This window comes from Massilia sp. UYP34, assembly GCF_056279385.1.
On record NZ_JBWBRF010000006.1, the window covers coordinates 254,898 to 261,623 of the forward strand.

Sequence of the window (6,726 nt, forward strand, 5' to 3'; positions counted from 1 at the left end):
ACACCATGATGGCGCCGCACAGCATCAGCACGCCATACCAGCGTGCCGGCGACCGCTTCAGTTTTTCCCGTGTACGCATGTCCGTCTCCGTCGTGTTCAGGCAAGAGGGCAGTGTGCGCGTGGAATAGGTCATCCGTGTTGCATTAGCTCAACGGCGGGCGCGATGGAAAGCGGCGTTGTGGCGGCGCCGCACCGGTTGTGTCACCGTTTATGTCGACGCACAGCGTAAAATAGCGCCTTGGACGAAAGATTAAGAGAGCAATAGTATGTCTATTCAATGGTTCCCTGGCCACATGAACGCGGCCAAGCGGGAAGCGGCCGAGCAGATGGAAAACATCGATCTGGTGATCGAGGTCCTCGATGCGCGCCTGCCCGAGGCGAGCTGCAACCCGCTGGTGGAAGAGCTGCGCAAGTTTCGTCAGCGCCCTTGCCTGAAGATATTGAACAAGATCGACCTGGCCGACCCGAACGCGACTGCCGCCTGGAAAGCCTATTACGATGCCCAGGAAGGCGTGACCGCCTATCCGATGACGACCAAGAAGCCGGCCGATGTCGCCCGCATCCCGGACCTGGCCCTGTCGCTGGCGCCGCACCGCGGCGTGCCGACCAAGCCGCTGCGCATCATGATCATGGGCATCCCGAACGTCGGCAAATCGACGCTGATGAACGCGCTATTGAAAAAGCGCGTGGCCAAGGTGGGCGACGAGCCGGCCGTGACCAAGACCCAGCAGCGCCTGTACCTGAACAAGAACGTGGTGCTGGTCGACACCCCCGGCATGCTGTGGCCAAAGATCGCCATGGCCAGCGACGGCCTGATGCTGGCCGCCAGCCACGCGATCGGCACCAATGCGCTGGTCGAGGAAGAAGTGGCCGAATACCTGGGCGACCTGCTGCTGCAGCGCTATCCGCAACTACTCACGGCGCGCTACGGCTTCAAGACCGAGGGCATGGACGGCGTGGCCGTGATCGAAGGCGTGGCCCAGCGCCGTGGTTTCCGCGTGCGCGGCGGCGATTTTGATTACGAAAAGGCGGCGCATACGCTCTTGCAGGATTACCGCCAGGGTGCGCTGGGCCGCATCAGCCTCGAGACGCCCGAGTCGCGCGCGGCCAGCCTGGCCCAGCATCAGGCCGAGGTGGCCGAGAAGGCCCGCATCGCGGCCGAGAAGGCGGCCGCAAAGGCCGACGAAGCGGCGCGCGGCAAGCGCGGGACCTAAGGCCGCCCCAGGGCCGCGGTTTTCATCGTTGGCCCAAACCCGTCGTACCCGCGAAGGCGGGTACCTAAGTTTGCTAGCGTTTCGACGGCGCCGACAGTACTTGGATACCAGCCTCCGCGGGTACGACGTGCTGGAGCCGCAGCAAATTGTTCAAGCCTGCGGCGCCGCCCCGAACCTGAAACTCGACACCGTCAAATTCCCCATGAACGCGTCTTCATGATAGACGCAGGCCGCCGCCTCCTGTTCGGCCGCCCCCAGCGCCACCATCAGCGGGATCAGGTGTTCCTCGCGCGGGTGCGCCGCCCGTGCCATCGGCGCCGCCTCCCAGCGCAGCATGGCCTGTTCGCGTTGGGCAGGATCGAGTTCGAGCAGCGCGTGCTGCAACCAGCCATCGAAGGCGCGTGACGCCTCCCGCCCGTTCGGCCCGAACTGGCGCAGGTTGTGGTACGACAGCCCGCTGCCGATGATCAGGATTCCCTCGTCGCGCAGCGGCGCCAGCGCGCGGCCCGCCGCCAGGTGCGCGGCCGGATCCAGGTCGCGCCGGATCGACAACTGCACCACCGGCATGCGCGCTTCCGGATAGACCGGGTACAGCATCGAGAACGTGCCATGGTCGAAGCCGCGTTCGGCGTCCAGCGCGGCCGGGTGACCCGCGGCCTCGAGCAGGTCAGCCACGCGCCGCGCCAGCGCCGGCTCGCCCGGGGCCGGATACTTGACCTGGTAGGTGTGCGGCGGGAACCCGCCGTAGTCGTAGATCATGCCGGGCGCCGTGCCGGACGACACCATGAACTGCGGCGTCTCCCAGTGCGAACTCACGACCAGCACCGCGCGCACGGCGTCGTGGGCCTTTCCTTCGGCCTCGGCGCGTAGCGCGGCCAGCGAGGCGGCCAGCTGGTCATAGGCCGAACCGTACTGCTCGCGCATCCACGGCCAGGGGCCGCCGCCGTGCGAAACGAAATAGGTGGGTAAACGCGCCATGGCCGTTCCTTCTGAAGCATGAAAACAACGATGGTAGCCGATCCCGCAGCAAGCTGCCGGCGGCCGGTCAGGCTGCATCTTGTCAAGGTATAATCGCCCCGTTTTGGTGCTCTCGCGCGCTTCCAGGCGCGCGAAGTTAAACGGGAAACACGACATGGCCGCGCCACGCGCCGCCATGGAAGTGTGCTGCCCCCGCAACGGTCAACAAGCGCCGCGCCTGCATTTGCAGCGCGGCAGGCATTCTCGACAACCACTGTGCATGCCGCGCAGGAAGGTGAGGCCGCCATGCTTGCCAGCCCGGATACCGGCCAAAGCAGGTGGAAGCGCCATGCGTTTCCGTTGACTCCGGGCTGCGGGGAAGCAGGCCGGTGCCTTTTATCGAGAACACATTCATCATGATTTTTGCAGCCGCACCGCGCCGCGCGCCACTCGCACTGGCTTGCGCTGTCGCCCTGTCCGCCCTCGCCACCCAGGCCGCAGCACAGGACAGCGTCCAGGAAACCGCCCAGCACACGATCCCTTCGGTCCTCATCACCGGCCCGCGCTTTCCGGCCCAGGCCACGCCGATCGGCGCCAGCGTCATCACCGCCGAGCAGATCCGCAGCGCCGGCGCCCTTGACGTCAATGCCGCGATCCGCAAGATCGGCGGCGTGTTCGGCCGCCAGAGCCTGGACGGCTCGCCCGACTTCGGCCTCGACCTGCGCGGCTTCGGCACCAACAGCGCCCAGAACACGGTGGTGCTGGTCGACGGCGTGCGCCTGAACGAGAACGAGCTGGCGCACACGGTGCTGTCGACCATTCCCGTGGACACGGTCGAGCGCATCGAGATCACGCGCGGCGGCAGCAGCGTGCTGTACGGCGACGGCGCCACCGGCGGCGTGATCAACATAGTCACCCGCCGCGGCGCCGGCAAGGATGGCACTTCGGGCTCGCTGTTCGTCGAAGCCGGCCGCTTCGACCACCGCGACCTGCGCGCGTCGGTCACCCACGGCGCCGGCCCATGGTCGTTCGACGCCGCAGTAAGCGACCGCCGCACCGATAACTACCGCGACAACAACCGCTACGAGCAGACCAGCTTCAGCGGCGGCGTGCAGTTCGCCTATGCGCCGAATGGCCGCGCCGGCCTGCGTTTCGAGAGCGCGCGGTCCGACTCGCGCCTGCCGGGTTCGCTGACCGAAGCGCAGTTCCTGGCCATTCCGACCCAGAGCAATACGCCGGATGATTTCGGCTCGCTCGACACCGATCGCCTGACCGCGTTCGTCGAGCACCGTGTCGGCGCCTTCGAGCTGGCGGCCGAGCTGTCGCACCGCGAGCGCGAGGTTGCGTCGACCTATGTGTCCCCTTTCTTCGGTACCTCGGCATCGATCTACGAATCCGAGCAGACCCAGTTCTCGCCGCGCCTGCGCCACACCGTCGACCTCGGCGGCAAGCGCAACGAGTTTGTCACCGGCATCGACCTGATCCGCTGGGAGCGCGACGTCAGCGCCGATTTCTCGGCCGGCGCCGCGCGCCAGGACGCGACAGCGTTTTACCTGCGCGACGAACTGCGTTGGAACGCGCCGCACAACGCCCGCCTGGCGGTCGGCGCTCGCCACGAGCGCTTCGAGAAGGACTACAGCGACCCGCTGGCCTTCCCGCCGGTCGTGGGCGAGCACCGCAGGCAGTCGCTCAACGCCTGGACCGTGGAAGGCAGCATCGACGTGATGCCACGCGTGACCGTGTTCGCCAAGGCCGGCCGCAGCTACCGCATCGCCAACATCGACGAGAACGCCTACCGTTCGACCCTGGACGTGCTGGAGCCGCAAACCTCGCGCGACCTGGAACTGGGCGTCAGCGCCGGCACTGAGGCACGCAAGGCGACGGCGCGCGTGTTCCGCCACCGCCTGACGGACGAGATCTTCTTCGACCCGACCATCGGCTTCGGCGCCAACACCAACCTGGATCCGACCCGGCGCCAGGGCGTGGAGCTGGAAGGGCAGGCGATCTTCGCCAAGGCCTGGCGCCTGACCGGCGCGTGGCAATACGTGCAGGCCGAGTTCCGCGACGGCCCCAACGCCGGCCGCGAGATGGTGCTGGTGCCCAGGCATGTCGTCACCGCGCGCCTGGCCTGGACGCCGGGCGACGGCCAGAGCGCCGACATCGGCGCCCATTGGGTCGACAGCCAGCGCTACGGCAACGACTTCACCAACGGCTGCAGCACCCGCATGCCGTCGTTCACCACGATCGACGCCCGCTATGCGCGCCGCTTCGGCCCGTGGGAAGTGGCGGTGTCGGGCCTGAACCTGGCCGACCGCCAGTACTACAGCCAGGCCTACAGCTGCCGCGCCGGCATCTATCCGAGCGACGGCCGCCAGCTGAAACTGTCGCTGCGCTTCGACTTCTGAAGCCATGAAGTCCGCGCTGGCGGCCGTGCTGGCCGCAACGTCAGTCAACGCGCTCGCGGCGATCGCCGTCGTCGACGACGCCGGGCGCACGGTCACGCTGGCGCGGCCGGCCCAGCGGGTGATCTCGATGGCGCCCCACGTCACCGAGCTGCTGTTCGCGGCCGGCGGCGGCGCGCGCGTGGTCGGCGCCGTGAACTACAGCGACTATCCCGCGGCGGCCAACAAGCTGCCGCTGGTCGGCAGCTACGACAGGATCGACGTCGAGCGCGTGCTGGCGCTGAAGCCCGACCTGCTGGTGGTCTGGCATAGCGGCAACCCGACGCGCCAGGTCGAGCAGCTGGCGCGGCTGGGGATTCCCGTCTATTACAGCGAGCCGAGCCGGCTGGAGCAGGTCGGCGACAACCTGCTGCGCCTGGGCCGGCTGCTCGGCACCGAGCCCGCGGCCCGGCGCGCGGCGCACGACTACGGGGCGCGCATCGCGGCGCTCAGGACGCGCTACGCCGGGCGGCCGCCGGTCGGTGTGTTCTACCAGGTGTGGGACCGTCCGCTGTACACCCTCAACGACGACCATGTCGCCAGCGACATCCTGCGCCTGTGCGGCGGCCGCAACCTGTTCGGCGCGCAAAAGACGATCGCGCCCGAGGTTGGCGTCGAGGCGGTGATCGAAGCCGATCCCGAAGTCATCCTGGTCGGCAAGCGCGACGATCCCACGAATCCCGGCTGGAAGATCTGGCAACCCTACAAGGGCATGACGGCGGTCAAACGTGGCAACCTGTTCGAGATCGATGGCGACCTGACCAGCCGGGCGGGGCCGCGCACGGCCGAGGGCGCCGCCCGTATCTGCGCGCTGCTCGAACAGGCGCGCGGGCGCCGCCCTTGACGACTTGACGACGCCGCCGGCATGGATTGACAATCACCACACGGCTGTTTCAGGCGTAAGCAAATGCAAAAAATTGCGCTCCCAGGACAGGGAATTGACAAAAAGTGGTAATCTCGCGGTCGTTCGTTCATTCTTTCGGAAGGATTTTATGCGCACCCTGCGTTTCGCCCTCGTTGCCGCTGCCCTGGTCGCCGGTTTCGCCAATGCTTCGCCAACCGATCCGCGCGTTGGCGCCGAATACACCGTGCTCGCGAACCCGCAGCCGACCCAGACCGTGGGCAAGAAGGTCGAAGTGGTCGAGTTCTTCGCCTACCACTGCGGCGCCTGCAACGCGTTCGAGCCGACCCTGGTGAACTGGGTCAAGAAGCAGGGCGACAACATCGTGATGCGCCGCATCCCGCTGCCGTTCCAGGGCGCCAGCGATCCCGAAGCCCGCCTGTTCCTGACGCTCGACGCCATGGGCAAGCTGGAGCAGTACCATCATCGCGTGTTCCGCGCCGTGCACGTCGAGCGCAAGCGCCTGATGAAGGATGACGACATCATCGCCTGGGCCACCGCGAACGGCCTGGACAAGGCGAAATTCCTGGAAGCGTGGAACTCGTTCGGCGTGCAGACCAAGCTCAAGCGCCTGCCGCAGATCGCCGAAGCGTACAAGGCCAGCAGCACCCCGACCGTCGTCATCGACGGCAAATACGTCGTGTCGCCGGCGACGGTGGCGCAATCCAACAAGATCCAGGACATGGGCCAGCTGATGAACGCGACCGGCCAGGTCCTGGACGCACTGGTGGCGAAGGCAGCCAAGGAAAAATGACCGAGAAAGTCGAAGGCGAGATCCTCAAGATGTACGAAGGGTCCCGGCCCAAAGAGGAAAACTTGTTCGAGACCAGTAACGTGAATCACATCGCGTGGTCGCTCGCGCTGGTCTTTGTCCTGACCACCATCTGGTTCGGCATTGCGCTCGTCAATGCCGAAAACCAGCGCCATGCGATGGCATCGAATCTCTGTCCTGACCAGGTGTTCAAGGAGGGGTTCGACAAGAAGTGCCTGCTGACCGTGCGCTCGCGCGATCATTGGTGGGAGCATCTCTGGTACGGCGTGACCCATGTGCGCGCCCGGCCCGATCACGACGGCCGGATCGATACCAGGAAGTAACCGTTCCTCCAGACTTCCGCAAAGCTGGTCGAAATTGCCTAAACCTGCTCGCTGCTGGATTCCTGCTTCACCGGGGCCGGTTTCACGCCGTGCCCGCGCACGGCGCCAGCGCCTGCCC

The 6,726-nt window shown here is 66.7% G+C and carries 6 protein-coding genes and 1 riboswitch; of the genes, 5 read left to right on the forward strand and 1 reads right to left on the reverse strand.

The features are described from left to right. Positions 1-266 precede the first annotated feature (266 nt). On the forward strand, positions 267-1,214 hold the full coding sequence (gene ylqF / locus ACZ9AQ_RS13055) for a ribosome biogenesis GTPase YlqF (protein ID WP_429205123.1): 948 nt from the start codon (positions 267-269) through the stop codon (positions 1,212-1,214). 150 nt (positions 1,215-1,364) lie between these two features. Here the strand turns inward: ylqF and ACZ9AQ_RS13060 are convergent, their stop codons facing one another. Continuing rightward, the gene (locus tag ACZ9AQ_RS13060) at positions 1,365-2,192 is read right to left on the reverse strand and encodes a DODA-type extradiol aromatic ring-opening family dioxygenase (protein WP_429205121.1); all 828 of its coding nucleotides are present in this window, start codon (positions 2,190-2,192) and stop codon (positions 1,365-1,367) included. A gap of 87 nt (positions 2,193-2,279) precedes the next feature. Continuing rightward, a riboswitch (cobalamin riboswitch) is annotated at positions 2,280-2,519 on the forward strand. A gap of 68 nt (positions 2,520-2,587) precedes the next feature. Here ACZ9AQ_RS13060 and ACZ9AQ_RS13065 point away from each other — a divergent pair. The 4 genes from ACZ9AQ_RS13065 (at position 2,588) to ACZ9AQ_RS13080 (ending at position 6,608) form a co-directional block, all read left to right on the forward strand. Next, positions 2,588-4,576 (forward strand): TonB-dependent receptor family protein, encoded by a 1,989-nt coding sequence (locus ACZ9AQ_RS13065; RefSeq protein ID WP_429205120.1) that lies wholly within the window; start codon positions 2,588-2,590, stop codon positions 4,574-4,576. Positions 4,577-4,580: 4 nt separating this feature from the next. Further along, the gene (locus ACZ9AQ_RS13070; RefSeq protein WP_429205118.1) at positions 4,581-5,456 is read left to right on the forward strand and encodes a cobalamin-binding protein; all 876 of its coding nucleotides are present in this window, start codon (positions 4,581-4,583) and stop codon (positions 5,454-5,456) included. Positions 5,457-5,604: 148 nt separating this feature from the next. Then, positions 5,605-6,267, forward strand: a complete 663-nt coding sequence (locus ACZ9AQ_RS13075) for a thiol:disulfide interchange protein DsbA/DsbL (protein ID WP_429205117.1) — start codon at positions 5,605-5,607, stop codon at positions 6,265-6,267. Further along, a complete protein-coding gene (locus tag ACZ9AQ_RS13080) occupies positions 6,264-6,608 on the forward strand; it encodes a hypothetical protein (protein WP_429205116.1) in 345 nt (114 codons plus the stop codon). The genes ACZ9AQ_RS13075 and ACZ9AQ_RS13080 overlap by 4 nt, the downstream gene beginning before the upstream one ends. The last annotated feature ends 118 nt before the right edge of the window (positions 6,609-6,726 follow it).